The organism is Streptomyces sp. NPDC056231, assembly GCF_048270745.1.
In the GTDB taxonomy this organism is placed as follows: domain Bacteria; phylum Actinomycetota; class Actinomycetes; order Streptomycetales; family Streptomycetaceae; genus Streptomyces.
Genome location: NZ_JBLVKW010000064.1, coordinates 5,332 through 32,079, shown reverse-complemented (window position 1 = coordinate 32,079; position 26,748 = coordinate 5,332). Strand labels below are relative to the sequence as shown.

The following is a 26,748-nucleotide window of genomic DNA, read 5'->3' as shown; positions in this document are numbered from 1 at the left end:
ACAGGTCAGACCACATCATCAAGGAGCCCGAAGCCCTCCGGGAACCCTTCCAGGAACTCACGCCGCGCAGGGTCGGACTCCGCTTCGGCCATCGTCCCGAGCAGGTCGATCAATTCGCTCCGCTGGTCGCTCGACAACTTGCTGACCAGGTAGGCGACACCCTCCAGGACCTTGACGGCATCGTCCGGATCCATCTGCTCGCCCTCACTGCCCTCGATGAACCACAGGACATCAACCAAGGCCTCAGCCAGGGCGTGGGTCAGAGACGAGTACACGGGCATCAAGGCAGACTCCCAGCAGGTCACGGCAACAGAGTCCGGCCATCCCACCACACCACTGACATCACACTCAGTCAGCCCTCCACGGAAAGTGAGCCAGAACCCGATAGTGACAGCAACCGGTCCCACTCGATGACTTACCAGAGGCTCCACGATGCGTATGTTCGGAATCGGCTTCGCAGGCGAGGGTCGCGTTGGCAGCTGACCGGCCCGGCCCGCGACTGACTGGGGACTTGGACGGCAACGACAGTCGACGAAGACTGCCCACTCCCGGCAATGACATCGGTGGCCCACAACGGCGAGGATCTTCGCATCGACAGCTCGACCACGGAGGCACACACCCATGAGCCCGTCCCGCGCTGCCCTGCTCGTCGCGGCCGCCTCCCTGACGCCGGCCCTCCTCTTCACTACCCCGGCGTTCGCCACCGGCTCGACGGCCACGTCGACGACCGCGACGGCCACGTCCGAGACGCCGGTGGACGAGTCGGAGGAAGACCTCCGTATCGCGATCCTGCGCATCCTGGCGAACAAGGACAGCGGCAAGGCGGTCGTCCGAGAGGCCAACAAGGTCCTCGACGGCACCGTGGAGGACATGCGGAAATTCCTGGAGACCGGCTACCGCCTCGCCCGTGCCGAGGACGACCGCGTCGCCATCTTCCGCATCCTGTACCTGGCGAACAAGAACGGTGACAAGGCGGTCATCCGGGAGGTCAACAAGGCCCTCGACGACGGCAGCCCGGAGGCCCTGCGCGCCTTCCTGGAGACCGGCTACCGCCTCGCCCAGGCCGAGGACGACCGCGTCGCCATCGCCCGCATCCTTGCCGACCCGGCCATCAGCGACGCCCTCCGCGCCGCTGCCGAGGAGGCCATCGACGGGACGCCGGAGGAGCTGCGGTACTTCCTGGAGGTCGGGCAGTACAAGGTGGACAGCTAGATCCGCAGCCCAAGCTGGAACCGCACCGGAAAGGCCAACCCCCGCGCCGACCACAACAGGTCGGCTGGGTCACCTGGTAAGAAGCCTGCACAGACGGCTGGGTGGGGCGAGCCGACAGTTCGTCCCACCCAGCCAAGCCTTGCCCTACCGAACAAGAGGACCCTTCGTGCTGACATCTACATTTTCCACTGCCGATTGGTGGATAGCCGCCGTTGTGTCCGGTCTCGTGTTCGGTCTGGTCCTGCAGTCCTGGGCCAGCACGAGACGACAGAAGCTGGGCCTCGCCACGGTGCCTGCCCTGGCCGCAGGCGCCGCGGTCACCCTGCAATCAATGGCACGGGGGGATGAGGGGCTGACTCCGCTGATGCTCTACACGGCCACCATGCTGGGCTTGACCCTCACGATGGCCATCTTCACCAGATACATCAAGCGTCAGCTCGCTCTGGTGCGATCAGGGAAACCGATGGAACGAGCGACAGGCAAGCAGGTTTCGCTCTTCCTTCTCACCTGCTTCGCCGTCACGCTGTCCATGGCCGCCATCTTGTGAACCCGCAGCGCAGTTGAAGCACCGCCTTGGAACGCTGCAACAAGAACGTCGCTGTCACGTTGAGGGGCTGGCTTTTTAACGGGGTTGGGCAGCAGCTGCTCAATGGTTTGGGAGGCGCCCGGACTGTGCCACGTTCGATGTTCACGAGCGGACTCCCTTCAGCAGGTGCACTGGTCATGACCGAGTGGCCTACTGGATGCTCCAGCGGTGCGGGTGGCCGGGCTCTTCAGGGCAGGCGAAGATGTTGAGTTCGCCCCAGCGGCCCACGGTGACCTCGGTCGGTGTAGCGGACCGGTGCGTGGGAAGGTCCTGCTCTTCCAGTGGCTTCCAGCTGCCGCTGCCGCCGTCCCATTCCGAGCTGTCGATGGTCAGCAGCAGGTGCATCGGTGTCGAGCAGGTCCGGCAGTTCATGGGGGACGGGTCTGTGGTGTGCCAGGAGGCGAAACCGCCGACGCGCCAGCCCGGTGGGATAGACAGGTCGTACTGGTAGCCGACCACCGCTGCGTCGTCGTCCGCCGGCTCCTCGGCCTCCTCCTCCAGCGCTTCTTCCCAGGCGTCGATCCGGGCGCACAGGTCCTCCGGGAGAAGGCCGGCGAACGGGTAGGTGGCCACTTGCTCCGGGTGCAGCACGCACGGTTCGGGCACGTACCCCTCGAAGCCGACGACCTGCGGCTGCGGCGGTGAAGTCTGCACCTCGGTGACCTCCCACGACCGGCGCCAGCGCAGGTCGAGCAGCATGCCGTAGCCGCTCGGGCCGTGCGCGTCGAAGGGGCACCAGAACACCTGGAGCAGATCGCAGTCGTCCGGCCCGGCCAGCAGATCGGGGACGTCCCTCCGGTACAGCTGCGCAAGGCCGATCAGCGGCAGCGGATCGGTCGCAGCAGCCACTTGAATGCGATGTTTCTGGTCCAGTTCCTCCAGCAGCTGCTGTTCCCCTTCTGTAGGGCCGGGGTTCGCTTCGCGGAGCCATGCGGAAACCAGGATCTGCCGCTGCCGACGGATGTCCGCCGGGCGTCGGCCACGCGCGTGGCTGTGGGACTCGGTGCACATCGGCCACGGTTCATCCATCGGCCACAGCAGCGGACCGCCCACGGAACTGGCCGCCACGTCCGGTCGGCCCGGGCGCGGGTGGAGCCGGGTGGTGGTGCCCCGGTAGGTCGCCAGTTCCGGGAAGAGCGCCTCGACATCGAGCGGGCGCGGCGGTGTGTTCCTCGACATTCACGCGACCTTAAACAGCCGCCAACCGCCATGATGCAGCGCCCCCGAAGGCACCCCTCGACGTCAGTGCTGTCGGAACCCGTGAACATTCCGATTCGCACGCGGGCGTTGGCTGCCTCCCAAACCGGTGCACAACTGCTGCCCGCTCTTGTGAACAGAGCCAGGCGGGCGCAGCGCGCACGACGGCGACACCGGCGGCCTGTACTGCGCCAGCACCACTGCCTGATGCTCACCCGAACCGGTTCCCTGATGGCGGCCGCTGCGGTGCCTCTGGCGCTCGCCGCGGCCGCCGCAGTCCTCAAGGCCGGCCACTGGGAGCTGTACGCCGACCGGCACCGCATCGAGCTGGCCCCCAGGCCCCGCCGGTCCTGCCCCGACTGCCGGGGCGCGGGCGGCTGGTGGACCAGCGGCCCGTTCCCGGACATGGAGGCGTGCGCCTGCTGGTCCGACCGGCGCACGCTGCGCCTCCCGCTCCTGCCCGTCCCGGGGGCCGCGGCCGCGCTCGCCCTGTCCTTCGGCACGCACTACATCGCGGACCGCCGGGTGCCGGGCCACGGCCTCCTGGAGAAGCTCGCCGACAAGACCGGCAAGACCAACTTCTACAAGCTGACCGACTTCGGCATGAAGGTGCTTTCCACCTCGACATTCTCTGCACCAACGGCAGGAGCCAGGGGCGGCAGGTTCTATGGGGCGGGCGTGGCCGTAGGCCCTGGACTTCCAGGACGACAGCCGTGCCACCGATGGTCCGGTCTTCGTGCATCGTGATCGTTTGGCCGGGCTGGAGGTGTCGCCACTACGACGGGTCGAGGGGGCAAGCCGCACCGTGGAACGCTGACCAGGTCACTGAGTTCACCACCGCAGGACAGCCTGTCATCAGCGTCGACACCAAGAAGAAGGAGGTCCTGGGCAACTACGCAGTCGCCGGGACCGAGTGGCACCGCGCCGGGCAGCCAGTGCAGGTGCACGCGCACGACTTTCCTGAGAAGGATGCGCAGAAGGCAGTCCCGTACGGGGTCTACGACCTGCATGCCGATGCCAACTAAATGTCGACGGGCTGTGACGGGGATACCGCCGCGCTCGCGGTCTCCACCATGCGCCGCTGGTGGCACGGTGAGGGACGGCACCGCTACCCCGGCGCGACCCGGCTGCTGATCACCGTTGACGCCCGCGGCTCCAACGGCTATCGGGTCCGCGCCTGAGGTCATTGCGGCCCTGCCTCTGACCGCGCACGACTGGCACGGCACGTGGAACTACACCTGCGGCCCGAAGCTCCGGCCCCCACGCCCCTCCCGCGCCGCGACGACCACACCCAGCCCAACGACCGGGCCCCGACTGGCTGCATCACCCCACTCTCACCGGCCTGGAGCACGCCGCGTTCACCGACCTGCTGGCCGTGGTCGAGCAGTACCTCCTTGGCCACCCGCCGATCAGCCTGCACCACAAGCGAGCCCGGCACCGCACCCTGCGACGCGGGCCCCTGTCGCTGTCCGACCGGCTGCTGGTCATCGTCATCCGCCACCGCTGGAAGACCCCAGATCCGCGTCCTCAGCTCCCTGCTCGGCTCCCCTGCAGCCGCCGTTGGCGACGCCCTCCAGGAGATGACCCCCATCCTGGAGGCCCTCGACCGCCGCGTCCGCCCAGCACCGATCACCACACCCACCGCGAAAGGCCTCGCCAACCTCATCAGTAAGACCACTACGAAACCGTAGAGTTATTGATCGACAGCTCCCTGGCACACGATCGCCGCCGGCCTTGGGAATGTCCGGCCCCTTGTTGCCATCATCTTCGTCGGAGAACCAGCCACCAATCGTCTCAAGAAAGCCTTGCCATCGCCCGTCGATGACGAACTCGGAGCCGCATAAGCAACCTACGGAAGCAGCGTTCCCGCCACCGCCGAGACCACCAGACAGAGACATATCTCATGTCCAATCCGATTCAGTCATGGCGCCCCTTTTTTGGGCATGCCGGACAGGTCGCATCGAGTCGATAGGCCCTTGCCGGAGGTTCTAATGAGGCAGCCGATTGAGCGTCAACCAGTAGACTCACTTAATTAATTGGGCAGTCGGCCTGAAATCGGACACCCGGGTTTCCCTTTTTGTCCAAAAACTTGCCTTCAGTAAATGGTCTGCAGTATGGCCGGAGAGTTACCTGGCGACCTGTCACCGTTCGCCCGCTTTGGCCACGTCAATGTGCGACAGCCAGCCACTGAGTTCGGAATGAAGGAAGAGCATCCGACACCGGCGATCCACTACGTCTCAATTAGATAAGCCCGATGCCCGAATCACGACATCACCGGGCAACGTGCTGGTCTGTCGCGGTGGCCACGGCACGGCCCCACGGCCTGGCCGACCACCTCGCCTCCCGTGCCTCTGCACAGCCCTGCTGACCAGGCCTACTGAATCCACGTTGCCCCGAGTGCTCCATCCACCCCCGCAGCGGACCTCAGCGACCTCAAACTCACACCCAAGCCGTGGACCTCCGCCAGGAGGGGTGCCACCCGTTGGAGAGCCTGCACATCAGATCGCCGGAGAAATTTCGCCATTCTGGAGACTGCGAAGCGCACCGATCGACGCAAGAGCACATTTCTGTGTTGATGCAGGCCGGCGATGGGTTTACCCGCTCAGGTCGCCTCGACGCAGAGGCGGTAATCAGCCATGGCTGTCTCTGTGGCAATGCCGAGGAGCTTCTACATAATCGGACGCTCATCTATCGTCATCTCCCGCTACCATGATCACGTCACGCGTGGCCCGTTCCAGCTGGCAGTGATGTCCACTCAGGGAAGCTGCGTCACAACAGCAGTCACCGATTCACGCATCACCAAAGGGGAAAGTCGGCGTGACCAAGAAGTTCATACGAAGCATCGTTGTAGCTGCGCTCCCCGCCAGCACCCTCGGCGCCCCGCAGGTAGTCGCTGCCGACAAGCCAGAAGTCCGCCTCGACCAGAATGCCGATGCCAAGACCAGAGCCTTCGCCTAGGTCCACCCTCAGGTAGTGGAGGCGACCTCCATCCTGTGCGGCGTTGGCTCCGTACTCAGCAGCGCCACCCCGCTTCCCGTGGGCACCGACCCGAGCATGCGTCTTTGTGCGTCAGGAGTGCCTGATTATCACGTTAAGGAGAGAAAGTGAATACTAAGATACGCTTGAGTGTCGCCTGCGCCGCCCTGTTTGCTGCGATGGTGGTCGCCCCCGCCGCGTCGGCGGCCGACCGGCCCGACCTGAAGGGCAGTACGCCGATCGAGGTGATGGACGTCAAGGGCGTCAAGGTCGACAAGCGGGCATCAGCCGAAACCAAGCGGATCATCGAGTCCAACGCGGAGGTTGCCGCAGCCGCTGCCAACGTGTGCGGCTCCGGCTACACCATCTCCACCGGGGCTGCCCGCTACGGCACCTACGGCAGCGTCTACACCTGGACCAACGGCACTACCACAGGCGGCAGCATCAACGACAAGCCGATCTGCGCCGTGTTCTTCAACGACACCGGCTCCGCGCACTACATGGGCATCCGGCTGAAGGACAACTACACCGCCACCCCTGACGTCGAGGACTTCGGCACGTTCAGCTCTTACGCCGGGCCCGTCTACCAGAATCGCGGCTACTGCGGCCAGGTGTACTCCTACATGAAGGTTGGAAGCAAGGTCGTCGTCGACAACTACCTCGGCGTAGGATCCTGCAACTGATGCCACCCCGCAGCGGGCCGCGCGCCGCGTCATTGGGCGCGGCACTGCTCGTCACCGTACTGCTCACTGGATGCTCGAACAGCGAAAACCCTCCTCCGGATTCCTCGCTCAATCCTCCTGCCACGCAGAACAGCACCCCCAGCACTTCGGCATCACCCGAAGCTAGCCCGGAACCGTCACCGGTCATCAGCTACCTGGGGAAGACAAAGATCGTCACGCTCGGCAATACGGAGATCCGAGCCACCCGCAATGAAATCGGCATCAATGTCGCCTGTAACGTCACCAACACCGCTGATCAGACTCGCAACATAAAGGTCACTGTCAGTGTCGGCAACGGAAAGGACTGGGTGACGACCAACAACTTCGACTTCCAGCAAGTGCCCGCAGGTCAGACAGCTTCGGAAACCGCCGTCATGGGCGCGTCCTTCGAAGGTGACCTGCCGGACGACCCGAAAATCTTCATCGACTCGGACATTTCCTACTGACTGAAGGCTTCTCATCCGTGGTTCGCGGGTGATGGTGGCTGGTGGGCGGGGTCCGTAACGCGGCAGGACTCCTGGTCGTTTCGCTGGTGAGATCAGTCGCCAACGTCTCGACATAGGAGTCCTGTTGGCCCCGTACCATGCCACGCTCGACGTCCCGTATGAGGTCGTTGAGCGTGTTTCCTGGCTACCACATGTTTGGGCCGCGCGACGGTAGTGAACCGCCGACCTGTATGGGGGTAGCGGGACGCGGTCGGGTTGGCCGCTCGGGTGGTCTTTGCGGGCAGGGTGGCCGGGTCTGCGGTCGCCACGACCAGGCGGACGTTTCCGTCGGGTCCCCACCAACCGAGTTGGGCGTCGGCGGCCCACCACGTCTCGGTGTGCCCGTCGCGGAAGGTCCGCTCTACTGGGGTCCAGTCGCCGGGATGCTCGGGGTCCGTCCAGGTCAGGGCGCGGGCGGCGTCAACAGGGGTGTAGGCGTCCTTGCCGTAGGACCAGGTGCCGTGGCTCGGTTTGAGGGCCATCACGAACGGCAGCCCCGCCTCGCCAAGTTGTCTACGGAAGCCGTCCTGGTCGCCGTAGGCGCAGTCGGCGGCCACCGCCCGGAAGACCACCCCGGTAGCTTTCGCGGTGCGGGCGAGTTCGGCGGCGATCTGCAACTTCGTGCGGAAGCCAGGGTCGCTCTTGCCCTTGGGGAAGTGATGGGCGGGGCTGTAGGGCACAGAGTGCAGCGGGTAGTAGAGGTTCTCATCAGCCCAGCAGGTGGTCACTGTCACGATGCCGTTGTCAGTCTTGCCAAGTCTGCCAAGCCACTGCCGGCCGATGTGCGCCGTCGCCTTCCCGTCCATGCGGTCCCCAGAGTCGTCGATCACCAACACCCCGCCCGCGTGCGGCGCGGTCGCGGGATCCGCCAGCAGCAACTCCACCCTGCGGGCGTTGACCCGCTCGTGGTCCCACGTCGACTCCGACAGGAAGAACTGCAGCCGTTGCACCGAGGGGTGCTGGGCGCCGACCACCGGCTCCGTGCCGGCCAGGCAGGTCAGCGTCTTGTTCCGGTCCCGCGGCAGCAGCAGCCCCGCGAGGTACTCCCGGAACCCACGACGCTGTGCCAGTGTGGAGAACAGATCATCGAAGCGTGCGGCGTAAGCTTCCAGCGGGCCCGGTGCGGGCGGACACGGCAGACGACGGGTCATCACAAGCCTCCAGACGGCGAGGCAACGTTCCTCTGCTACCGGCCTACTACGGCCCTGACCCGCCGTCAACAAACCACCGCTAGTGCCGCGTCAGGAAAAGTTCGCCCTGTTCTGATGGCTGAGTTGTCGCCTGGTAGCGTCGCTCTCTTCGGCTGGGGCAGCCTGCTGAAGTCTTGACGGGATGCATGGTGACTTCTCCGGATGGCAGTGTTCTTGTCGCTGCGATAGCGAGGGTCGCGAAGACCTTCGGCGGCATGACGGCCCAAGCTGACGAGGCCGGCTGCGGCCGGTGCTTCGATGAGGGCGAGGTCGAGCTGCTGCGGACTCCTGACGTCCCGCTCCCGGCAGACCTCGTCCGCCGGGTCGCGCAGAAAGATCCTTTCCACTGGGACGATCAGCCCGCGATCATCCGTCGGGTTCTGCCGCAGCTCGTCGTGGTGCTCGCCGAGGGCGAGGCCGAGTCCGATCTCATGGCCCGTGGACTGGCCGCGGCAGGCTGGTCGCGGTGGCCCCGCGAGCAGGCTGGGGCAGTGACCGGATTCCTGGACGCATGGTGGACGCAGACCCTGAGGACGAAGTCGCCGCCCATTTCGGCGTGTGCGGTGTTCGAGAGCTGCGTGACCGCGAGTTCCTCGGTCGCCCCGTGGCTCGCCCGCTGGGAGGCGGAGACCGGACCGGTCGCCCGCCGTCACCTGGCCGACAGCCTCGACTGGTGGCGGGAGGAGTTGACGTCCGACGACTCGCCTTTCACCTGGTGGTGGGGCACCGAGGCGGAAGAGCGGGCCGCCTGGCACGAAGTGAAGCGGTGGCTGGCCGGTCAGGCCCGGGCAACGTGATGCCAGAAGGGCTGGTGCCTGACCGCAGTCGTGAACGCCGACACGGCCCGATTCAGGCAATGTTCGCCCCGGTCACGACCTTGCGAAGCCGCTGGTCAGAGGAGTGCTTGTTCCGCCAGATGATGTAGCGGCGGATCATGCTGCCCTGCTCCTTGTGGCTGGCGTGGTCGGTGCGGTCCAGCGCGAAGTAGCGCAGGGCGGTGAACTGGGCCTCGATGCGGTTGAGCCAGGAGCTGTTGGTTGGGGTGTAGGCCAGTTCCACGTTGTTTGCCGCGGCCCAGTCGCCGACCCGGCTGTCCTTCTTCGTGGTCAGGTGCGGGGAGAAGTTGTCGAGCACGATCGCGATGCGCATCTTGGGCGAGTAGAGGCTGCGCAGGTAGCGGCAGAACTCCAAGAACCTCGTCCGGTTCTTCTTCGGCTTGATGTGACCGTAAAGCTTGTCCTTGCCCAGGTCGTAGGCGGCGAACAGGTGGCGCACCCCGTGCGGGCGGGTGTAGGTCGCCCGGCGGTGGGGCCGGGGCTCCCGGTCCGGGTCCTTGTGCCGTCCGCTGCGTTCGGCCCACTGCCGCCCGGGGTGGGGCTGGAGGTTGAGCGGGCCGAACTCGTCCAGGCAGAAGACGACTTCGGGCTCGCCGTCCTCGGGTATGACCTCGCCGTCGGCGAGCGCGTAGAGATGCTCGACGCGGGCCTTCTTGGCGGCATAGTCCGGGTCACGGGAGGTCTTCCAGGTCTTTATGCGTTGAAATGACACGCCCTCCTTGCGGAGCATGATGCGCAAGCCCTCGTGGCTGATGTCGTCGACCACCCCCTCGGCGACCTGGAAGTCGGCCAGCTTGGCCAGGCTCCAGGTCGAAAACGGCAGGCCGTGCTCGGCCGGTTTGGACTTGGCGATCTTCTTGATCTCGCGCCGTTCGGGGAGGGTGAAGGTCTTCGGCCGGCCGCCCTTGTACTTGGGGTAGAGCGAATCGAAGCCGTCGGCGTTGAAGTTATGGATCACGTCCCGGACCCGGTCCGCGCTGGTGAACGTCACCTCGGCGATCTTCGCCACGGGCATACCTTGCGCGGAAGCAGCACCATCTGGGCCCGCCGCCAGGTCACCACCGATCCCGTGCCCCTGCGGATGATCCGCAGCAGCCGTCTGCCCTCGTCATCATCGATTTCCCGAACCGGTACTCGTTCTGCCACCCGGACAGCCTGGCAACACCGCGCCGTCCGGACCAGCACCCGAACGGCGCGTCACGTCACAACAGGGCGAACCTTGTCTGATGCGGCACTAGTCGAGCCCGCACAGGACGGCAGTCGGACGTAACTTCAAGCAAGCCGCGCGCAAGCAGGACCGCACAGCGGTCAAGCAGGCACTGCGCACCGGCAGCGAGCCGCCCGCCCCGGCGCCGCCACATCGACCGCGACGCACACTGGCGCCTCCTCAGCACCACGAAACGGCTTCGCCCCATCGCGTACCGTGCCCGCCACGGTCGGCCGGCGGGCAGCGGGCAGCGGGCAGCGGGCAGCGGGCAAGCAAGAGCCTCGCCGACGGGGGACGGCGAGGCCGCATCCAGTGTGGCGGGAACACGCCGCAGATGTGCCCGCTCCCCCGTACCGAGCGCGACAGCAGCGACATGTGGCCGTCGACCGCCGCCGAACGACACCAAGACGCGCCGCGCATTCGGTCGGCGGAGGTGAGGCCGGGAAGGAAGCAGGAAGGGGAGGGCAAGGAGAGGAGGTGAAGCGAGGGAGGAAAGGCAGAGCGAGCAGGCCGCGCCGGGCCGTCGGAACATAAAGCCTCTTCCTCCGACTATCGCGGAGAAGAAGGTGTCGTCGTCTGAAAAGGGGCTTGCCCAGGGGGCTGACCAGGCAAAACGGCCCTGTCAGGTTGCCGAAGGGGCGTGGGAGGCTCTTGATGGTGGTCGTTGCGGGAGGGGCCGTCGTGGAGTCCGAGGTGTCGCCGTCGTACAAGGGGTATCGGTTCCCGGCCGAGGTGATCGGTCACGCGGTGTGGCTGTATCACCGTTTCCCACTCTCGTATCGGGAGGTCGAGGAGCTCCTGTTCGAGCGGGGCATCACGGTCTCGTACGAGACGGTGCGTGCCTGGTGCTCGACGTTCGGCCCCGCCTACGCCCGGAACCTGCGTCGCCGCCGGCTCCGCCCGGGCGACAAGTGGCACATGGATGAGGTGTTCATCAAAGTCAACGGGAAGAGGCGGTATCTCTGGCGGGCCGTCGTCCAGGACGGCAACGTCCTGGACATTTGGGTGCAGAGCAAGCGTGATGGCCGGGCTGCGAAACGCTTCTTCCGTAAGTTGCTGAAGGATCTTGAGTGCGTACCCCGTGTACTCGTCACGGACAAGCTCCGCAGCTACGGCGTCGCCCACCGCGAGGTCATGCCCTCGGTGGAGCACCGCAGCTCGAAGTACTTGAACAACCGTGCAGAGAACAGCCATCAACCCACGAGGCAGCGCGAGAGGGCTATGAAGAACTTCCGCTCAACGGGTGCGGTGCAGAGATTCCTCGCCGCGTTCTCAAGGATCTCGACACTCTTCCGGCCCCGCCGGCATCTGATCACAGCGAGTGACTACCGTGCCGAGATGACCGAACGATTCCGCCTCTGGAAGACCGTCACCGGCGCGGCCGCGCACGCCTGAGCACCGTGCACGGCACGGCACCCGAGCGCCATCAGTACGCCACAACTCACCTGCCACACACGCAACTTGACAAGGCCATCCAAAATCTTCCAGGGCATCAGGGTCGATCACGTCGACATCGTCGATCCGACCTACAGCGGAGTCATGTTCCAGACGAACTACGTCGGCGGGCAGCCTCAGTTCCCGATCAAGGACACGGTCTTCACCGACATCTCGATCTCGGGTGCCCGTAGGAGCGGGGACGCGTTCGACGCCAAGTCCGGGTTCGGCCTGTGGGCGAACGAGCTGCCGGAATCAGGTCAGGGGCCGGCGGTCGGTGAGGTGACCTTCAACGGTCTGCGGTTCTCCGGCAACGCGGTGGACACCCGGAACACCACCTCCACCTTCAAGATCAACGTCAACCCGTAGAAGGGAGACGGGAACCCGTAGCAGGTGGACGGGGAACCCCTCCGGCTGAAATGCAGAACTAACGCAAGCCGCTTGCGGGGCTTGCGTTAGTCTTGCGTGTATGACGCGACGACTTGCTCAGGTAGCGAAGAAGGTGGGTGTCAGTGAGGCCACGGTCAGCCGGGTCCTCAATGGCAAGCCCGGGGTCTCCCAGGCGACCCGGCAGTCCGTGCTCACCGCGCTGGACGTGCTCGGGTACGAACGGCCGACCCAGCTGCGAGGCGAGCGCGCGCGCCTCGTGGGCCTGGTCCTGCCCGAGCTGCAGAACCCCATCTTCCCGGCTTTCGCCGAGGTGATCGGCGGTGCGCTGGCGCAGCAGGGTCTCACTCCGGTCCTGTGCACCCAGACCAAGGGTGGCGTCTCCGAGGCCGACTACGTCGACCTGCTCCTCCAGCAGCAGGTCTCCGGGGTCGTCTTCGCCGGTGGGCTGTTCGCCCAGGCGAACGCCCCGCACGAGCACTACCGGCGGCTCGCCGAGCGCAGGATCCCGGTCGTCCTCATCAACGCCCCGATCGAGAACCTCGACTTCCCCTGCATCTCGTGCGACGACGCCGTCGCCGTCGAGCAGGCCTGGCGCCACCTGGTCTCGCTGGGGCACGAGTCCATCGGTCTGGTGCTGGGCCCCGCCGACCACATTCCCTCGCGGCGCAAGCTGGGGGCCGCTCGGGACGTCGCACGGGCCAACGGCGGGGAACTGCCCGACGTGTGCGTGGAGCGGACGATGTTCTCCCTGGAAGGCGGCCAGGCGGCCGCGTCGCGCCTTCTCGACCGGGGTGTCACCGGCATCATCTGTGCGAGCGACCCGCTGGCCCTGGGGGCCGTACGGGCGGCTCGTCGGCGCGGTCTCGCCGTACCGGGCGACGTCTCCGTGGTCGGATATGACGACTCCGCCTTCATGAACTGCACGGAGCCCCCGCTCACCACCGTGCGTCAGCCCATCGAGGCGATGGGGCGCGCGGCCGTCGAGTTGCTGTGCACCCAGATCCAGGGCGGTGAGGTGCACCCCGGTGAACTGCTCTTCGAGCCCGAACTGGTGGTGCGCGGTTCGACGGCTCAGGCTCCGCGGTAGCCCCGGCCGTCGGCCCGCTTCTGCGCGTCGCGATGCCGCAGGGCCCTGTCCACTCCTCCCGGACAGGGCCCTGCGGCGTTTCCGGGTCCGCGTAGCCGGGGTTGTTCGATGGCGGGTCCCGTGCTCCCGGGCGTCCCATGCGGCCATCTGTCGAACAATTACGAAATCAGCGCGAGATATTGCGTCAATCTATCGGCGATGGTTGAGTGTGCGACGCCCCGCAACGCATCGGCGGTGGGGCGACCTCCACGTTCATGCCCGAAGGGGACCACCCATGAGAAGTGCCCGGTTCCGCCGTACCCGCCGCGCCAGCGCGGTCACCCTCGTCTCCGCGCTCACGCTGACCGCTCTCGCCGCCTGCGGCACGAGCAGCAGCAACAACGGCAGCGGTGGATCCGACGGTGGCGGGTCGACCGACCCCGCCGCCCCCCTGGATCCGAAGACCAAGGTGACGCTCACCATCGACTGCATGCCCCCTGCGGCGAAGGCGGCCGAGCTCAAGGAGTGGAAGGAGGACGTCGTCGAGTTCAACAAGACGTACCCGAATGTCACCATCGAAGGACGCTCCACACCCGGCCAGTGTCTGGAGCCGCCACGCTTCACGGCGATGCTCAAGGCCAAGTCCCAGCCGGACGTGTTCTACACCTACTTCACCGACCTGCCCCAGGTACTCGACAACGACGGTGCCGCGGACATCACCGCCTACGTCAACGACAAGAGCGTTCCCCTGCTGAAGGACATCGACCCGAACGTCCTCAACTCGCTCAAGCATGACGGCAAGCTCCACGGCCTGCCCACCAGCAACTACACCATGGGCCTGCTCATCAACCGCAAGCTCTTCCAGCAGGCGGGCCTCGACCCCGACGCCCCGCCGCGCACCTGGGCGGAGGTCCGCGCGGCTGCGAAGAAGATCGCGGGCCTGGGCAAGGGCATCGCAGGCTTCGGCGAGTACAGTGCCGGCAACACAGGCGGCTGGCACTTCACCGCGCAGATGTACAGCCTCGGCGGTGCAGTCGTCGACGCGAGCGGCAAGAAGGCCGCCTTCAACAATGAACTCGGCAAGCAGGTCGCCGAGAACCTGCACGCCATGCGCTGGCAGGACGACAGCATGGGCAAGACGCAACTGCTCAAGTGGGGCGACCTGCAGAAGCAGATAGCCACCGACAAGCTGGGCATGTTCCTGGCCGCACCCGACGACATCGCGTACATGGTCCAGCAACTCGGCGCCAGATACGAGAACTTCGGGATGGGACCGATCCCGGGCGAGAGGAACACTCTGGCCGGCGGCAACAACTACATGGTCAAGAAGGGGATCTCCGGCGACAAGATCAAGGCCGCCGTCGCCTGGCTGAACTTCAAGAACCTCACCGTCGGCAAGGGGCAGTTCGACTGGGCCCGCACCAAGGCCGACAAGCTGCCCGTGGGCGTTCCCCAGCCCAACTTCTGGCTGAACGAGTCCAAGACCAAGGACGACGCGGCCCGTATCCAGTACGCCACCATGCCGGTCGCCAACTTCAAGACGTTCATGGACAACCCCGTCGCGGGCAAGGCGGAGCCGCCGAAGGCCCAGGAGGTCTACAAGGTCCTCGACAACGTGATGTCGGGCATCCTCACCAACAAGGACGCCGACATCGACAAGCTGCTCGCCACCGCCGAGGCGCAGGTCAACCAGGTCCTGGCCAACCAGTGACCGGCACCGGGGGCCGGCCGGCCGGCCCCCGCGCCCCGACCGCTCCCCTACCGCACTCCGGCACATCCGCACCGAGGAGGCGACAGATGTCGGCCCCCACCATCTCCACCACGAACATGGCGAACAAGCCCCACCGCTCCCGGCACCACGGTGGCGGGCCTGGGCCGTCCGGCAGCACCTTCGCCAAGCACCTGCGCCGCAACCTCACGGCCCACGGCTTCCTGATCGGTGCCGTGATGTGCTTCTCGCTGTTCTCCTGGTACCCGATGGTGAGGGAGTTCCTCCTCGCCTTCCAGAAGACCGAGAGCGGGCGGACCACATGGGTCGGCCTCGCCAATCTGAGCACCGTCTACAACGACCCGGCCTTCTGGCAGGCCTGGCGCAACACACTGCTGTTCACCGTCCTCGCGCTGGTCCTCGGCTTCGCCGTCCCGTTCGTCGTCGCGGTGGTCCTCAATGAGTTCCGGCACGCGCGGGGGTATCTGCGTCTGTTGGTCTACCTGCCGGTCATGCTGCCGCCGGTCGCCTCCGTGCTGCTCTTCAAGTACCTCTACGACCCGGGGTACGGCCTGCTCAACGAGATCCTCGGATTCTTCGGCCTGCCCGCGCAGCAGTGGCTCCAGGACCCGGACACCTCCATGCTCTCCGTGGTCATCGCGGCGACGTGGATGAACATGGGCGGCGCGACCCTGATCTACCTCGCCGCACTGCAAGGAATCCCCGGCGAGCTGTACGAGGCCGCGGAACTGGACGGCGCCGGTCTGTTCCGCAAGGTCTGGCACGTCACCATCCCACAGACCCGGCTCATCCTCTCGCTGCTGCTGCTCATGCAGGTCATCGCGACCATGCAGGTGTTCGTCGAACCGTTCCTGCTCACCGGCGGCGCGGGCCCCGAGGGATCCACCACCACGGTTGTCTACCTCATCTACCAATACGCCTTCAATTTCAACAACTACGGCGCCGCGGCGGCGCTCGGTCTGGTCCTCCTCGTACTGCTCGCCGGTGTCTCGGCGGCATACGTGAAGCTCAGCCGCGCCGAGGACGAGTAGGACCGGGGGATACGACAGATGTCCACACGCACACTCATCTCACCGGCCCAACTGGCCAGGCCCCGGGGCAAGGCTGTGTACTGGGTGACCTTCGTCCTCGTCGTCGGTCTGTTCACTCTGGTGTTTCTCGGACCGCTCTACTGGATGGCGTCGAGCGGCCTCAAGTCCACTCAGGAGGCCGTCCAGATACCGCCGACCCTCGTCCCCGGGTCCTTGAACTCCGGGAACTACTCCCGTGCCTGGGAGGTGATGGACCTCTCCCGGCTTCTCTTCAACACGCTGTACTACGCCTTCGGCGCCCTGGCCTTCCAGCTGATCTTCGACGTGGCGGCGGCCTATTCGCTCTCCAAGCTGCGGCCGCTCTTCGGCAAGGCGATCCTCGGCATGATGCTCGCCACCCTGATGATCCCGGCGACCGTGCTCGTCGTCCCGCAGTACCTCACAGTCCTGGACGTGCCGTTCGTGGAGCGCAATCTGCTGAACTCACCGTGGGTGATCTGGCTGCCCTCGGTGACGAACGCCTTCAACATCTTCCTGCTGAAAAGGTTCTTCGACTCCATCCCGAAGGAACTGCTGGACGCCGCCTCCATGGACGGAGCCTCACCGATGCGCACACTGTGGTCGATCGTGCTGCCCATCTCACGGCCGATCCTGGGCGTCGTCTCCATCTTCGCCGTGGTCGGGGTCTGGAAGGACTTCCTCTGGCCCATGCTCACCCTGCCCGACCCGGCCATGCAGACACTCAACGTCGGCATCTACTCGCTCTCCAACGGCGTCCCCGAGAACGTGCTGATCGCCGCGCTCACGATCGCTTCCCTGCCGACGCTGCTCATCTTCCTGATCTTCCAGCGCAACATCATGAGCGGCCTCACCGCCGGTGGTCTCAAGGGCTGACAGCCCGCGCGGACCCGCACCGAGCATTCCGCCCCGCACACGTCCCACCCCTCTCGCACCTCCATGAAGCCTCCGCCGCCGGCCCGTTCCCCGTCGCCCCGCTGTCCGGGCCGACGGTGGAGAACCCCCTGCCCGAAAGGACCCTCACGTGGCAGCCCCTCACTCGGAACACACCGACGACTGGTGGCGCGACGCCGTCATCTACCAGGTGTATCCACGCAGCTTCGCCGACGGCGACGGCGACGGCACCGGGGACCTCGCGGGCATCCGGGCGAGACTGCCCTACCTCGTCGAACTCGGCGTCAGCGCCCTGTGGTTCACGCCCTGGTACGTCTCACCACTCGTCGACGGCGGCTACGACGTCGCCGACTACCGCACCATCGACCCCGCCTTCGGAACACTCGCCGAGGCCGAGAAACTCATCGCGGAAGCCCGCGAGTCCGGCCTGCGGGTGATCGTCGACATCGTCCCCAACCACGTGTCCGATCAGCACGTCTGGTTCCAGGCGGCCCTGGACGCCGGGCCCGGCAGCCCCGAGCGCGAGCTGTTCCACTTCCGGCCCGGCCGGGGTGAGAACGGCGAACTCCCGCCCAACGACTGGCCCTCCCAGTTCTCCGGACGCACCTGGACCCGCGTGCCCGACGGTGAGTGGTACCTCCACCTCTTCGCCCCCGAGCAGCCCGACCTCAATTGGGCCCACCCGACGGTCCGTCAAGAGCACGAGGAGATACTGCGCTTCTGGTTCGAGCGGGGCGTCGCGGGCGTACGGATCGACTCCGCGGCACTGCTCGCCAAGGACCCGGAACTCGCCGACTTCGTCGAAGGCGTCGACCCCCACCCCTACATCGACCAGGACGAACTCCACGACATCTACCGGTCCTGGCGCGCCATAGCCGACGAATACCAGGGGATCTACGTCGGCGAGGTCTGGCTGCCCGATTCCGAGCGCTTCGCCCGTTACCTCCGCCCCGACGAACTGCATACCGCCTTCAACTTCAACTTCCTCGCCTGCCCATGGCAACCGGACCGCCTGCGGCGCACCATCGACAACACCCTGGCTGAGCACGCCCCGGTCGGCGCCCCCGCGACCTGGGTCCTCTGCAACCACGACGTGACCCGGACCGTGACACGGTACGGCCGCGAGGACACCGGATTCGACTTCGCCGAGAAGGCCTTCGGGACGCCCACGGACCTGGACCTCGGTACGCGGCGCGCCCGGGCCGCCGCCCTGTTGACCCTGGCGCTTCCTGGCGCCGTCTACGTGTACCAGGGCGAGGAACTGGGCCTGCCCGAGGCCGACGTGCCCCTGGATCGCATCCAGGACCCGATGCACTTCCGCTCCGGTGGCACCGACCCGGGACGCGACGGCTGCAGAGTGCCGCTCCCATGGGTCGCCGAAGCGCCGAACAGCGGTTTCGGCTCGCGGGGCGAACCCTGGCTGCCTCAGCCGGAAGACTGGCCGGCCTACGCCGCCGACCGGCAGAGCACCGACCCCGCCTCGATGCTGACGCTGTACCGCGAGGCGCTGCGGCTACGACGTACCGTCCCCGGCTTCGGGGACGAGTCGCTGACCTGGCTGCCGTCCACGCCAGGGGTCATCGCCTTCGGCCGGGGTCATGGCCTGACCTGCGTCGTCAACCTCGCCGCGGAGCCCGCAGAGCTCCCGGCCCACACGGACGTCCTGCTCACCAGCGGCCCCCTGGACGACCGGGGCCGCCTCCCGCAGGACACGGCGGTGTGGCTGCTGGCCTGACCCCCACCGCCGAACCGCCCCGCCGCACCGGTTCGGGCTGGTGACGGCCTCCGGCCGCAGCCAGTTGCTGACATCGACGGCCAGAACGGAAGACTCCGGCAACTCCTCGACCGCGTACCGGAAGCCGCGCGCATCGTTTGCCTGCTCCCGGCCGCGACCGGCGTCGTGGCCGAGCTCGGACTGGCCGGACACCTGGTCGGGCGGACGCACGAATGCGACTGGCCGGCTCAGGACGTACGGTCCGTTCCGGTGGTCACCGGAACGGACCTCGTGCAGGACGAGATGAGCAGCGGGGAGATCCCCGCGAGCCGGCGGTGTCCGAGCCCCGCGCTATCGGCGATCCAGGTCCCCCGGTCGTCGGGGCCCCGGCAGGCCATGGTCTCCGTCATCGCGTCCAGCGTCGCGACGTCCGCGGCTGCCCGCAGGTCGTGGTCGAAGGAGACCCAGCCGGCGATGCCACACATACGCGTCCTCCCGATTCGGGCCCGACCGGGTGAGCGGTCGACGCACGGTGCCGCCCCATGGGCGGCATGCCGAGGGCGAGGGCCCCGCAGAACCAGTTGTATCTAGCAGCTATGTATCGAGCCTGTGCCTGCGATCGCGGACGATCAACATGGTCGTTTACGTGGGTGGAGGCCGGCTGCTCATACTTTCGGCCGACGCTTTCTCCTTCGTATACGGGACCACCGTGCTTCGCAACCCGTACGGAAAGGGCCCGTGGGCCGGGAAGGGTGTCCGAATCAGCCACGGGCAAAGACTTCCCCCAATCCGGGGTGGGCCGGTGGAGTGCACCCGGCGGGTCTGCCGACGGCCCGGCACGGCCGACCCGGGTGGCCCGTCCGGCGGACCTGCTCGCCAGGCTGGTCAGAACCTTGTCCACACCGGTGGCCTGAGGTGTCCCCGGGCGGTTCGCCGCCGGAACGCCCGGTCGGCCCGCTGATCCGGAGTGCCGCGTGCCCGTGCCGCTCACTGTCGCCGTCGCCCAGCTCCTGCTGCTCCTGGACGCAATCCCACCGATCCGGGGCCTGCGCGGACGCCCGCGACGACGGCCCCGCAGGCTCTTCGCCGACCGAGGCTACGACTACGACAAGTACCGTCGGATCCTCCGCCGCCGCGGCATCACCCCCAAGATTGCCCGCCGCGGCATCACCCCCAAGATTGCCCGCCGCGGCGTCGCCCACGGCTCCAGCCTGGGCAAGACACGCTGGGTCGTCGAGCGGACCTTCGCCTGGCTCCACCAGTTCAAGCGTCTCCGCATCCGCTACGAGATACGCGCCGACCTCCACCAAAGCCTGCTCCAACTCGCATGCAGCACCATCTGCCTGCGACGACTCAGAACCTCATTCTGAAATGATCAGGTGCGACAGGAGGTCGCTCCAAGTAAGTAAGGACAGCCAGGTGAAGGAGGTATCGATCGGCTGAACTTCGGGCCAGTGTCCAAGGCCCGTCCCCGCGCTCACATGTGTCAAGCCCTGGGTTTCGTGGAGACTGAGATAGGTGGTCTTCTGGAGTGACGCATGAGGTTCGGCCGCGAGGTAGTGGGCTGCCTCGTGCTCGGCAGGGGTGACGTGGCCGAGTTCGCCGTGGAGGCGGCGCTGGTTGAACCAGTCGACGTACTCGGCGACGCCGACCCCGACCTCGTTGATGCCGGTCCAGGGTCCCTTGTTGCGGATCAGCTCGGCCTTGAACGGGCTGTTGAACGCCTCGGCCAGGGCGTTGACGCTCCTATGTCAACTCGTTGCGGGGGTCGTCTGTGGAGCGGGTCGAATCAGGTGGTAGAGCTCGCGGATGACGTAGCGCTTGAGGCAGCGGATGATCTCGCGTTTCGTCTTGCCTTCGGCGGTGCGGCAGGCGCGACGACGTAGACGTAGTCGATCGTAGGTTGGTGACTCCTCCCCCTCGTAAACGAGGGGGCTTCTCGCTATGCCGGTTGGGCTTCGCGACGGACCAGCCCGGCCCGTAGGACGTTCAGGGCGCCCACTGTGTCCGCATGCGCGTGGTGGCCGCACGAGACGCAGTGGAACTTCTCCTGGGTGGGCCGGTTCTCCTTGGCGGTGTGCCCGCACCGAGGGCACCGCCGGGAGGTGTTGCGGGGGTCCACGGCCATCACTTCCCGTCCGGCGCATTCTGCCTTGGCGGTGAGGATCGTCAGGAACACCCCCCATCCGGCATCAGCGATCGAACGGTTGAGTCCGGCCTTGGCGGCGGCCCCGTTGGGCAGGAAGCCGCCCGGCGTGGCGGGGTCCGGCTTCGGGGCCGGGGCCTTGCTCATGTTGCGGATCCTTAAGGCTTCGTGCGCGATGAAATCGTGGTCACGCACCAGGTTCAGCGCGGTCTTGTGCGCGTGGTCGAGTCGTTGGCGGCGGACCTTGCGGTGCAGCCGGGCCACCACCTCTACGGCCTTGCGGCGACGCTTGCTGCCGCGCTTGCACCGGGCGAGGGCCCGCTGTGCGGCATCGAGGTTCGCGGCGGCCTTCGCCCCGTGACGGGGGTTGGGCACGAACTCGCCGCCCGAGTCGGCGAGGAAGTTCGCGATGCCCATGTCGATGCCGACCACGGAACCGGTCGCGGGAAGCGGCTCAGGCGCAGTCTGCCCGGCGGTGAGGATGACGAACCAGCGCCGCCCTTCACGCTTGACGCTGACCGTCTTGACCTTGCCGACCACCGGCCGGTGCCGGTGCACCTTGACGTGCCCGACGCCCTGGAGGCGGACGCGGGTGACGGGATCATGCGGAGTCGAGTCCCAGCGGCAGCCGTCGCCGTCCTTCGGGAAGTCCACGGTGTCGAACCGCTTGCCCGAACGAAAACGCGGATAGCCCGGCGCCTCCCCGGCCTTCACCCGGCGGAAGAACGCCGCGAACGCCTTGTCCAGCCGCCGCAACGTCGCCTGCTGAGAAGAGAACGACCAACGGCCCTGACGCTCCAGGTCGAACGCCCGGATGTCCTTGAGCTGCGCGGACTGCTGCCCGTACCGAACCGTCGTCCTCGAGCCGTGCCGGTAGGCGTCCCGGCGCTCCTGCAACGCTCCGTTGTAGAGCGAGCAGTGATCACGCAGCATCTCGGCGAGCGCGCCCTGCTGGCCCGCAGTGGGCCGCATGAGGAACTTGTACGCACGGATCATCCGGCCCACCCCCCTTCGGCTGTCGTGATCAACATAGTGCAGGCCACTGACAACGCAGCGAACTCCGGCGCTTCGCGCCTCCGGGCCGAGGATGCGTTTCCCTCCCCGGCTGAAGCCGGGGATACCCACGCAAGATCACGGATGGAACCGCATGCGGACGATGACGGTGCGATAGATCGCAGCGTTGAGCTGCCGGTGGCCGCCGTGGTTGATGCGGTGCCTGCCGCTGGTCATGCCGGAGCCGGTGGGTACGGGAGCGATGCCTGCGAGCTTGGCGAGGGCGGCTTCGGATTTGATGCCTTCGGGGTTGTCGCCGGCCACGACGAGGATCTCCGCGGCTGTGTCCACGCCGATGCCGAAGGGTTCGAGCAGTTGCGGGGCGGCGCGGTGAACCAGCGGACCGGACCGCTGAGCTGTCGTCGCAGCACCGCGTTCTCGTGCCGCACCACCAACAGTTCGGCGTCCTTGGCCACGTCCCGGCGCAGCAGCACCGCAGGCACGGACAGCAACGCCCGGATGGCCCGGTACAGGACCGAGATGATCACGCGGTGCAGCATCCCAGCCACCACCGAGGGCCCTGCACGCGGGCTTCCATCAGCAGCGATGACTTTACGAGCCCCACAGGATGCCTGGCTGGACTTCTGGAAGGCCACCCGCGCCGAGGCGCTGCCGCCGAAGGACGTCTCGTTCGCCGCAGCGAGCGGGCGGTTGCCGGCGCGCCGGGCCCGATGGCTGAAGGTGCGCACGATCCGGGTGCGCGACCTGTTCGGTTGACAGTGGGCCCGGCGGCCGCGTTCCACCCCTTGGGTATGGCGGCAAGGAGGACGGAGTCTGTGACGGCGTCGCGCCGTCAGCCTCGCTGGTGCGCCGCCGCGTATCCCTCGGCCCGGTAGTCCTGCTGCCAACTGGCGGGGATACCGAGGGCGGTGGGGGCGTCGGCGATCCCGGCCCCCAGGCGGGGGTCGGCTCCGGGCAGGGGCTGGCAGGCGGTGCGCAGCAGCAGGTACAGCAGGTCGGCGCGGGCCGCGGTGCGGGGCACCGCCTGGGTGCGCAGGTGGTCGTGGTGGGCCAGCAGCAGCGCCGCCAGGCCGGTGACGTGCGCGGCGGCGATCGCCGTGCCGTCGACGGCGGCATAGCCGTCGCCGAGCGCGGTGGTAATGACTGCCGCGCCGGGAGCGACCAGGTCCACGCCGGGGCCGGTGGGGGTGAACGGTGCCGGGTAGGGGCCGGGCCACGGCGGCTGCACCGCGGTGAGCGGGCTGCTCACGGGATAGGTGCCGGTGTGCGCGATTGCCCCCACCGCCAGGACCCCCGGCAGCGCGGCCGGGTGGGTGAGAGGCCCGGCGGTGTCCCCGGCCGGGGCGATGACGCTGATGCCGGCGGCGCGCGCGTCGGCGAGTTTCCAGGCGGCCAGCTGGGATGGTAGGGGGTAGGCGAGGCTGATCTGGGCGATGTCGATGTCGTGGGTGATGCAGTAGTCGACCGCCTCGAGCAGGTCGCTGAGGTGCCCGCCGGGGAACAGTTTCAGGGCATGCACCTCGGCCTCCGCCGCGATCCCGGCGATGCCGGCGTTGCTGTCCGCCGCGGCGACGATGCCAGCACACCAGGTGCCGTGCCCGGTCACATCGAGGCCCCAGGTGCCGTTTCCGGCGCCGGTGAAGTCGTGACCGTGCTGAACGGTGCTCTTGAGGTCCGGGTGGGCGGTGTTCACCCCCGAATCGAGCAGCGCGATCTTAATTCCGTCGCCGCGGTAGGTCGGCGGGATCTGGTTGAGCCGCATCGCCTGGCTGCCCCAGCCGGTGAGCGCCTTGCCGGGGAAGCCCTCGAAGGTGTCCGCCAGGGCCTGCACCGTAACTACCGCCTCCCCGTTGCCCGCGGGTTGGGGGGTGCCGGTGCGGCCTGGCCAGTAGCCGGCCACCGGGCGGATGTAGAGGGCCTGCAGGGTGTCTGGGGTGTCCGCGGCCAGGGTCAGCGTCAGCCGCCCGTCCGGGCCGGTGATGCCGTGCACGGGGCCGCCGGTGCCGATCGCCCACACATGCGCTCCGGCCACCGCATCCCCGTCACCGCCCACCACGCGCAGCGTGAACTGTTCGGGCTCCTCCAGCGTGACCGCCAGCATGGGGTCGATCACCGGCACCGGCCCCACACCCACGGAGGGGATGGGGGTGTAGGACAGCGGCTGGTCGATCTCCACGACCACCTGCGGGTTCCCGGCCAGGGCGCGGGCCCGCTCTTGGGGCATCTTCACCACCGCGACCGGGGGGCAGGCCGGATGCGGCTCCGCGATCGCCCCCAACCCGCGCGACCGCGACGGGCGCACCTGCGCCACCGGTTCCACATCGGGGTCTTCCTCCAGCAGCTTGAACAGCGCCGAGGCCTCGATCGGCGGCACCCCACCGCCCAGCAGCCCCAGGGGTCGGGGCGCGACCAGGTAGCGGCCCCACCCCGCCCGCACCCCCCGACCAGGCACACCGGCCTCCGGCCGCTCGCGGCGTTCCCCGCCCGTGCCGCCCGGCCCGCCCGCGGCCGGCGGCTGCTGTTCGGCCTCGCCCACCGCGCCCTGCGCACGCGAGCTCTTCCCGCCCTTGCCGTTGCCCGGCTTCACACCGTTGCCGCCCTGCTCACTCATTCAGCCAACCGCCATCTCAACGTAAAGCGTCGTCGTACGCCCCGGATCTTCAGTGGCCGGCCGGGAAGCGGGCGTTCATGAGCTCCCCGGCCAGCGTCCCGCCGTGCCTGAGGCCCTCGCGTGCCACGGCGCGGCGGGGTATCCGGCCGGGCAGGCCCGCTCCCCCACAGGGAGAAAAGGGAACGGGTGCTGCCCGACCTGGGTGCTCACATGCTCATTGGCGACAGCTGCCCGTACTGCGGCTGCTGCCCGAACATCCCCTGGCCCGGGAACTGTCCGAGCTGACCCTGCGGCTGCATGCCCGGGAACTGGCCGAACTGCTGCTGGCCGTAACCACCGCCCGACGGCTGCTGGCCCTGCTGGCTCTGCTGCACCAGCGTCAGGATCGCGATAGGCAGCGCCTGCTGCACGGACTGTTCCACAGCGCTGCGCACGCCCTGGTGCAGGGTGTGGTGCAGCGCGACAGCCAGGTACGGGTGCGCCTGGTGGGCCAAGCCCTGCTGCTGCAGCTGCTGCTGGACCTGCTGGATCTGCTGCAGCGACTGCTGCAGGCGCTGCGCCACCTGCTGGCTCGCCTGCTGGCACGCCTGTTGGATCGATTGCTGGACCACCTGCGCGATCTGCTGCTGGCCGATCTGGCCCCAGGGCTGCTGTTGGCCGTACTGCGGCTGCGTGATCGGGGGCTGGCCGAACAGCTGCTGCTGGTTGTGCGGCTGCTGGGTCTGCGGCTGGCTGATCTGCTGGGGGGTGTAGACGGACATGCGGGACTCCTCCTTGAGCCTTGCCGTTTCGAAAGCACAGACGAGCGGCACGCCAAGAAAGCCAGCCTGCCGCCACCGAGCAGCAAAGCACCAACCGACCAAGAACACATTCCGGGACATACCGCCAAGCGATGGAGCCGCGTAACGAACGCGTTGACGATGCCCACGGCCGCAGCACCCGCCCTGCTCCACGTGATCGTCCAGGCAGGCTGCAACACCAGTTCCCCACTTCCCGGTCGGGCGGCGCCGCGGTGACGCTGACTGGATGCGACAGGTAAGTGATCGTGCCCTGGGTGGTCGATGCCGCTGCGGCCCGGCAGATGCTGCAGGCCCGACTGCTGCGCCGCCCGGACTGCCGGGGTGTCCTGCACCCCTGAGCGACGGGGCTCGCTCATACGCAGGGCGCCGACCATGCAGCCATGCCTTCCGTGACGTGCCGTGCCGTGCCGTGCCGGGCCGGGAGGTTGCCCACCGCCGCGGCGAAGGCCGGCTGGGCCTGTACAGGGATCGTGCCGCCGGAGAGGGGGATGCCGAACATGGTCACCATAAGCAGCGCGATCACCTGACCCGCCATGCCGGGTAATTGCCGTAGGGCGGAGTTGAGAGTGGGCTGTCAGTGCGCCTGGCGATAGTCGCGGGCGCCAAGAAGGCGGGGCGCCCGCTGCCGAAACGTGCAGGGCCAGCCACCGCCGACCCACACGAGACTTGGAGATCCCCATGCCCTACCGCAAGGGACAGCACGTGGAGTACCGGGACCAGCAGGACGAGCTTCAGCGGGGCGAGATCCGCAGTGCCGAGGGCAGCGGGGCACAGACTCGCTACGCCGTCCAGAACGAGACGACCATGCGCGAAGACAAGGTCAGCGAGAACCAGATCGAGCGGGAGCTGTCGTAACGCTGTAGCTGCGCAGCACCGCGTTCTCGTGCCGCAGGACAAGAAGTTCGGCGCCCTTGGCCACCTGTCGACAGCAGCAACACCGGGACCGACAACAGCTTCCTCGTCACCCGATAGACCAGCGAGACAATCACCCGCGGCATCCTCCCACGCGACCCTGAGCGCCACCAGACCCCCTACGACCTGCAGCGACGCATTTCCGAACGGCACAGGATCGACGCCTCCCCAGCCAACCGCGACCGCGACCCGGAGGCCCGAACCTGGGGCCGGATCGCCAAGGTCGCCGAGGAAACTGGCGAGGTGATCACCGCGCTCATCGGAGCCCTGGGCCACAACCCCCGCAAGGGTCCACACGGCTCAATGCAGGACGTTCAGCGCGAGTTGCTGGACGTGGCGGCCGGCGCGCTGCTCGCCGTCGCGCACCTGCACGCGCAGGACGCCCGCCCGCCCGACATCACAGTCCTGCTCGCTGAGCACATCGAGCAGGTGGCCGAGCGCTCAGGAATCAAGGCACCCCAATAGACGCACCACATGGCGGCGGGGCCCCACGTGAAACCCCCGGGCCCGCCGGCACGCGCCACTCAACCGACACCCCCGCCCCCCCCGCCGGGTAGAGAAACCCCCCAAGAAGAAAC

General features: G+C 67.5%; 25 protein-coding genes and 6 pseudogenes. 19 read left to right on the top strand and 12 right to left on the bottom strand.

The genetic code is table 11. From position 1 onward, the window contains the following. Positions 1–5: 5 nt before the first annotated feature. The gene (locus tag ACNPQM_RS33450) at positions 6–281 is read right to left on the bottom strand and encodes a hypothetical protein (RefSeq protein WP_418086904.1); all 276 of its coding nucleotides are present in this window, start codon (positions 279–281) and stop codon (positions 6–8) included. 340 nt (positions 282–621) lie between these two features. Between ACNPQM_RS33450 and ACNPQM_RS33445 the strand changes: the two genes are divergently transcribed. After that, the gene (locus tag ACNPQM_RS33445) at positions 622–1,212 is read left to right on the top strand and encodes an ALF repeat-containing protein (protein WP_418086903.1); all 591 of its coding nucleotides are present in this window, start codon (positions 622–624) and stop codon (positions 1,210–1,212) included. Between the two features lie 214 nt (positions 1,213–1,426). Continuing rightward, complete coding sequence (locus ACNPQM_RS33440; RefSeq protein WP_418086902.1) at positions 1,427–1,759, top strand: hypothetical protein; 333 nt, start codon at positions 1,427–1,429, stop codon at positions 1,757–1,759. Positions 1,760–1,948: 189 nt separating this feature from the next. On the opposite strand, the gene ACNPQM_RS33435 is transcribed toward ACNPQM_RS33440, so the two are convergent. Then, positions 1,949–2,977 carry a hypothetical protein gene (locus ACNPQM_RS33435; protein ID WP_418086901.1) on the bottom strand — a complete coding sequence of 343 codons (1,029 nt, stop codon included), beginning with the start codon at positions 2,975–2,977 and terminating at the stop codon, positions 1,949–1,951. Between the two features lie 225 nt (positions 2,978–3,202). On the opposite strand from ACNPQM_RS33435, the gene ACNPQM_RS33430 reads away from it, so the two are divergent. From ACNPQM_RS33430 to ACNPQM_RS33410, 5 genes and pseudogenes are all read left to right on the top strand, one after another. Then, positions 3,203–3,742 carry a hypothetical protein gene (locus ACNPQM_RS33430; RefSeq protein WP_418086900.1) on the top strand — a complete coding sequence of 180 codons (540 nt, stop codon included), beginning with the start codon at positions 3,203–3,205 and terminating at the stop codon, positions 3,740–3,742. A 68-nt stretch (positions 3,743–3,810) separates the two neighbouring features. Then, positions 3,811–4,686, top strand: a pseudogene (locus ACNPQM_RS33425) (ISAzo13-like element transposase-related protein); the annotation flags it as partial. Positions 4,687–5,812: 1,126 nt separating this feature from the next. Beyond that, positions 5,813–5,953, top strand: coding sequence for a hypothetical protein (locus ACNPQM_RS33420; RefSeq protein WP_418086899.1), 141 nt, complete (start codon positions 5,813–5,815; stop codon positions 5,951–5,953). Positions 5,954–6,099: 146 nt separating this feature from the next. Next, entirely contained in the window at positions 6,100–6,654 is a 555-nt protein-coding gene (locus ACNPQM_RS33415; RefSeq protein ID WP_418086898.1) for a hypothetical protein, read from the top strand. Continuing rightward, positions 6,654–7,139: a hypothetical protein gene (locus tag ACNPQM_RS33410; RefSeq protein ID WP_418086897.1), complete on the top strand. Its 486-nt coding sequence runs from the start codon at positions 6,654–6,656 to the stop codon at positions 7,137–7,139. The genes ACNPQM_RS33415 and ACNPQM_RS33410 overlap by 1 nt, the downstream gene beginning before the upstream one ends. A gap of 266 nt (positions 7,140–7,405) precedes the next feature. Here the strand turns inward: ACNPQM_RS33410 and ACNPQM_RS33405 are convergent. After that, positions 7,406–8,329, bottom strand: a pseudogene (locus tag ACNPQM_RS33405) (transposase); the annotation flags it as partial. Between the two features lie 254 nt (positions 8,330–8,583). Here ACNPQM_RS33405 and ACNPQM_RS33400 point away from each other — a divergent pair. Continuing rightward, positions 8,584–9,165 (top strand): hypothetical protein, encoded by a 582-nt coding sequence (locus tag ACNPQM_RS33400; protein WP_418086896.1) that lies wholly within the window; start codon positions 8,584–8,586, stop codon positions 9,163–9,165. A gap of 52 nt (positions 9,166–9,217) precedes the next feature. On the opposite strand, the pseudogene ACNPQM_RS33395 reads toward ACNPQM_RS33400, so the two are convergent. After that, positions 9,218–10,350: pseudogene (locus ACNPQM_RS33395) on the bottom strand (IS630 family transposase). A gap of 715 nt (positions 10,351–11,065) precedes the next feature. Between ACNPQM_RS33395 and ACNPQM_RS33390 the strand changes: the two are divergent. The 7 genes and pseudogenes from ACNPQM_RS33390 (at position 11,066) to ACNPQM_RS33360 (ending at position 18,708) form a co-directional block, all read left to right on the top strand. After that, complete coding sequence (locus ACNPQM_RS33390; protein WP_418086895.1) at positions 11,066–11,806, top strand: IS6 family transposase; 741 nt, start codon at positions 11,066–11,068, stop codon at positions 11,804–11,806. Positions 11,807–11,884: 78 nt separating this feature from the next. Next, a pseudogene (locus ACNPQM_RS33385) lies at positions 11,885–12,214 on the top strand (hypothetical protein); the annotation flags it as partial. Positions 12,215–12,314: 100 nt separating this feature from the next. Continuing rightward, the gene (locus ACNPQM_RS33380) at positions 12,315–13,322 is read left to right on the top strand and encodes a LacI family DNA-binding transcriptional regulator (protein WP_418086894.1); all 1,008 of its coding nucleotides are present in this window, start codon (positions 12,315–12,317) and stop codon (positions 13,320–13,322) included. Between the two features lie 274 nt (positions 13,323–13,596). Further along, positions 13,597–15,012: an extracellular solute-binding protein gene (locus tag ACNPQM_RS33375; protein ID WP_418086893.1), complete on the top strand. Its 1,416-nt coding sequence runs from the start codon at positions 13,597–13,599 to the stop codon at positions 15,010–15,012. Positions 15,013–15,098: 86 nt separating this feature from the next. Beyond that, complete coding sequence (locus ACNPQM_RS33370) at positions 15,099–16,061, top strand: carbohydrate ABC transporter permease (protein WP_418086892.1); 963 nt, start codon at positions 15,099–15,101, stop codon at positions 16,059–16,061. An 18-nt stretch (positions 16,062–16,079) separates the two neighbouring features. Continuing rightward, the gene (locus ACNPQM_RS33365) at positions 16,080–16,955 is read left to right on the top strand and encodes a carbohydrate ABC transporter permease (protein WP_358863048.1); all 876 of its coding nucleotides are present in this window, start codon (positions 16,080–16,082) and stop codon (positions 16,953–16,955) included. Positions 16,956–17,103: 148 nt separating this feature from the next. Beyond that, complete coding sequence (locus ACNPQM_RS33360) at positions 17,104–18,708, top strand: glycoside hydrolase family 13 protein (RefSeq protein ID WP_418086891.1); 1,605 nt, start codon at positions 17,104–17,106, stop codon at positions 18,706–18,708. Between the two features lie 227 nt (positions 18,709–18,935). Here ACNPQM_RS33360 and ACNPQM_RS33355 read toward each other — a convergent pair whose 3' ends face one another. Next, complete coding sequence (locus ACNPQM_RS33355; RefSeq protein WP_418086921.1) at positions 18,936–19,172, bottom strand: hypothetical protein; 237 nt, start codon at positions 19,170–19,172, stop codon at positions 18,936–18,938. 513 nt (positions 19,173–19,685) lie between these two features. Between ACNPQM_RS33355 and ACNPQM_RS33350 the strand changes: the two are divergent. Further along, positions 19,686–20,057 (top strand): annotated as a pseudogene (locus tag ACNPQM_RS33350) (transposase); the annotation flags it as partial. Here the strand turns inward: ACNPQM_RS33350 and ACNPQM_RS33345 are convergent. The 4 genes and pseudogenes from ACNPQM_RS33345 to ACNPQM_RS33330 all read right to left on the bottom strand — a co-directional run bounded on the left by ACNPQM_RS33345 (position 20,049) and on the right by ACNPQM_RS33330 (position 22,201). Further along, positions 20,049–20,381: an IS3 family transposase gene (locus tag ACNPQM_RS33345; protein ID WP_418086919.1), complete on the bottom strand. Its 333-nt coding sequence runs from the start codon at positions 20,379–20,381 to the stop codon at positions 20,049–20,051. The pseudogene ACNPQM_RS33350 and the gene ACNPQM_RS33345 sit on opposite strands and share 9 nt — an antisense overlap. Positions 20,382–20,438: 57 nt before the next feature. Then, a pseudogene (locus ACNPQM_RS33340) lies at positions 20,439–20,582 on the bottom strand (IS110 family transposase); the annotation flags it as partial. A 47-nt stretch (positions 20,583–20,629) separates the two neighbouring features. Beyond that, on the bottom strand, positions 20,630–21,829 hold the full coding sequence (locus ACNPQM_RS33335; RefSeq protein ID WP_418086890.1) for an RNA-guided endonuclease InsQ/TnpB family protein: 1,200 nt from the start codon (positions 21,827–21,829) through the stop codon (positions 20,630–20,632). Positions 21,830–21,964: 135 nt separating this feature from the next. Then, complete coding sequence (locus ACNPQM_RS33330; protein ID WP_418086918.1) at positions 21,965–22,201, bottom strand: IS110 family transposase; 237 nt, start codon at positions 22,199–22,201, stop codon at positions 21,965–21,967. A 231-nt stretch (positions 22,202–22,432) separates the two neighbouring features. Here ACNPQM_RS33330 and ACNPQM_RS33325 point away from each other — a divergent pair, with 231 nt between their 5' ends. Continuing rightward, positions 22,433–22,603, top strand: a complete 171-nt coding sequence (locus ACNPQM_RS33325; RefSeq protein WP_418086889.1) for a hypothetical protein — start codon at positions 22,433–22,435, stop codon at positions 22,601–22,603. A 76-nt stretch (positions 22,604–22,679) separates the two neighbouring features. Here ACNPQM_RS33325 and ACNPQM_RS33320 read toward each other — a convergent pair whose 3' ends face one another. From ACNPQM_RS33320 to ACNPQM_RS33310, 3 genes are all read right to left on the bottom strand, one after another. Next, the gene (locus ACNPQM_RS33320; RefSeq protein ID WP_418086888.1) at positions 22,680–24,458 is read right to left on the bottom strand and encodes a S8 family serine peptidase; all 1,779 of its coding nucleotides are present in this window, start codon (positions 24,456–24,458) and stop codon (positions 22,680–22,682) included. A gap of 206 nt (positions 24,459–24,664) precedes the next feature. Continuing rightward, positions 24,665–25,219, bottom strand: coding sequence for a hypothetical protein (locus tag ACNPQM_RS33315; RefSeq protein WP_418086887.1), 555 nt, complete (start codon positions 25,217–25,219; stop codon positions 24,665–24,667). Between the two features lie 391 nt (positions 25,220–25,610). Then, complete coding sequence (locus ACNPQM_RS33310; protein ID WP_418086886.1) at positions 25,611–25,781, bottom strand: hypothetical protein; 171 nt, start codon at positions 25,779–25,781, stop codon at positions 25,611–25,613. Between the two features lie 155 nt (positions 25,782–25,936). Here ACNPQM_RS33310 and ACNPQM_RS33305 point away from each other — a divergent pair, with 155 nt between their 5' ends. Continuing rightward, positions 25,937–26,113: a hypothetical protein gene (locus tag ACNPQM_RS33305; protein WP_418086885.1), complete on the top strand. Its 177-nt coding sequence runs from the start codon at positions 25,937–25,939 to the stop codon at positions 26,111–26,113. A gap of 300 nt (positions 26,114–26,413) precedes the next feature. After that, positions 26,414–26,635: a hypothetical protein gene (locus ACNPQM_RS33300; RefSeq protein WP_418086884.1), complete on the top strand. Its 222-nt coding sequence runs from the start codon at positions 26,414–26,416 to the stop codon at positions 26,633–26,635. Positions 26,636–26,748: the final 113 nt, after the last annotated feature.

Coding starts and splice junctions, on each gene's coding strand:
- ACNPQM_RS33450 (WP_418086904.1), bottom strand. CDS start 281: ATGCCCGTGTACTCGTCTCTGACCCACGCCCTGGCTGAGGCCTTGGTT.
- ACNPQM_RS33445 (WP_418086903.1), top strand. CDS start 622: ATGAGCCCGTCCCGCGCTGCCCTGCTCGTCGCGGCCGCCTCCCTGACG.
- ACNPQM_RS33435 (WP_418086901.1), bottom strand. CDS start 2,977: ATGTCGAGGAACACACCGCCGCGCCCGCTCGATGTCGAGGCGCTCTTC.
- ACNPQM_RS33430 (WP_418086900.1), top strand. CDS start 3,203: ATGCTCACCCGAACCGGTTCCCTGATGGCGGCCGCTGCGGTGCCTCTG.
- ACNPQM_RS33410 (WP_418086897.1), top strand. CDS start 6,654: ATGCCACCCCGCAGCGGGCCGCGCGCCGCGTCATTGGGCGCGGCACTG.
- ACNPQM_RS33400 (WP_418086896.1), top strand. CDS start 8,584: ATGACGGCCCAAGCTGACGAGGCCGGCTGCGGCCGGTGCTTCGATGAG.
- ACNPQM_RS33390 (WP_418086895.1), top strand. CDS start 11,066: ATGGTGGTCGTTGCGGGAGGGGCCGTCGTGGAGTCCGAGGTGTCGCCG.
- ACNPQM_RS33380 (WP_418086894.1), top strand. CDS start 12,315: ATGACGCGACGACTTGCTCAGGTAGCGAAGAAGGTGGGTGTCAGTGAG.
- ACNPQM_RS33375 (WP_418086893.1), top strand. CDS start 13,597: ATGAGAAGTGCCCGGTTCCGCCGTACCCGCCGCGCCAGCGCGGTCACC.
- ACNPQM_RS33370 (WP_418086892.1), top strand. CDS start 15,099: ATGTCGGCCCCCACCATCTCCACCACGAACATGGCGAACAAGCCCCAC.
- ACNPQM_RS33365 (WP_358863048.1), top strand. CDS start 16,080: ATGTCCACACGCACACTCATCTCACCGGCCCAACTGGCCAGGCCCCGG.
- ACNPQM_RS33355 (WP_418086921.1), bottom strand. CDS start 19,172: ATGTGTGGCATCGCCGGCTGGGTCTCCTTCGACCACGACCTGCGGGCA.
- ACNPQM_RS33335 (WP_418086890.1), bottom strand. CDS start 21,829: ATGATCCGTGCGTACAAGTTCCTCATGCGGCCCACTGCGGGCCAGCAG.
- ACNPQM_RS33325 (WP_418086889.1), top strand. CDS start 22,433: ATGACTTTACGAGCCCCACAGGATGCCTGGCTGGACTTCTGGAAGGCC.
- ACNPQM_RS33320 (WP_418086888.1), bottom strand. CDS start 24,458: ATGAGTGAGCAGGGCGGCAACGGTGTGAAGCCGGGCAACGGCAAGGGC.
- ACNPQM_RS33315 (WP_418086887.1), bottom strand. CDS start 25,219: ATGTCCGTCTACACCCCCCAGCAGATCAGCCAGCCGCAGACCCAGCAG.
- ACNPQM_RS33305 (WP_418086885.1), top strand. CDS start 25,937: ATGCCCTACCGCAAGGGACAGCACGTGGAGTACCGGGACCAGCAGGAC.